The 769-nt window shown below is 71.3% G+C and carries 2 protein-coding genes; one reads left to right on the top strand and one right to left on the bottom strand.

Features of this window, described 5'->3' with window-relative positions; all coding sequences use genetic code 11:
- Positions 1–557: plasmid pRiA4b ORF-3 family protein (locus PKE99_RS38085; protein WP_306470793.1), on the top strand; the 557-nt coding region annotated here is incomplete at its 5' end.
- A 24-nt stretch (positions 558–581) separates the two neighbouring features.
- Here PKE99_RS38085 and PKE99_RS38080 read toward each other — a convergent pair.
- On the bottom strand, positions 582–769 hold a 188-nt coding region (locus PKE99_RS38080; protein WP_369075889.1), incomplete at its 5' end, for a transposase.

Here is a 769-nt window from a genome sequence, read left to right as displayed (position 1 = left end):
TCGAGCTGGAGATCGTGCTGGAGGAGATGCAGCCGCCGGTCCGGCGCCGTGTGCAGGTCCCCGGGCGAGGTGAGCCTGGCGGTGCTGCACGAGGTGGTGCAGTCGGTGATGGCTGGACCAACTCGCATCTGCACGAGTTCGACATCGCCGGGCGCCGCTTCGGGATCCCGGGCCCGGACTGGCCTGATCCAGACCTCACCGACGAGGCCAAAGGCAAGCTGTCTCGGCTGGTCAAGCCAGGAGATCGGTCCGGCTACCTCTACGACTTCGGGGACAACTGGGCCCACCGGATCACCGTGGACAAGGTCCTCGCGGCCGAGCCGGGGGTGCGCTACCCGCGCTGCGTCGCCGGCCAGGGCGCGTGCCCGCCCGAAGACGTCGGCGGCCCGTGGGGCTATGACGAGTTCCAGGCCGCGCTGGCTGACCCGACCCATCCCGCCCACGACGAACGCCTCGGGTGGGCGGGTGGGCCGTTCGACCCGCACCGCTTCGACCTCGACGAGGCCGACGGAGCGCTGCAGTGGCTGGCCTGGCGACCGCTGACCCCCGTGTCATAGGGCCGACACCTCCGACGGAGACGATCACGGCGAGTGCTGGGCCAGACGGCGGTGGCAGATCAGAGCACAGGCCAGCGACAGCAGCGCGGTGATCGTGGACGCGGAGCGGTCGTAGCGCAGCGCCAGGCGCCGGAAACCCAGCAGCCAGGACATCGTGCGCTCGACGACCCGGCGAACCCGCCCGAGACGGGTGGAGTCCTCGAGCCCACGCC

The sequence above is a fragment of the Pseudonocardia halophobica genome (genome assembly GCF_027922425.1).
GTDB classification, from domain to species: Bacteria; Actinomycetota; Actinomycetes; order Mycobacteriales; family Pseudonocardiaceae; genus Pseudonocardia; species Pseudonocardia halophobica.
Note: the sequence above shows the minus strand (reverse complement) of the source record. Positions and strands in the feature narration are given on the sequence as shown.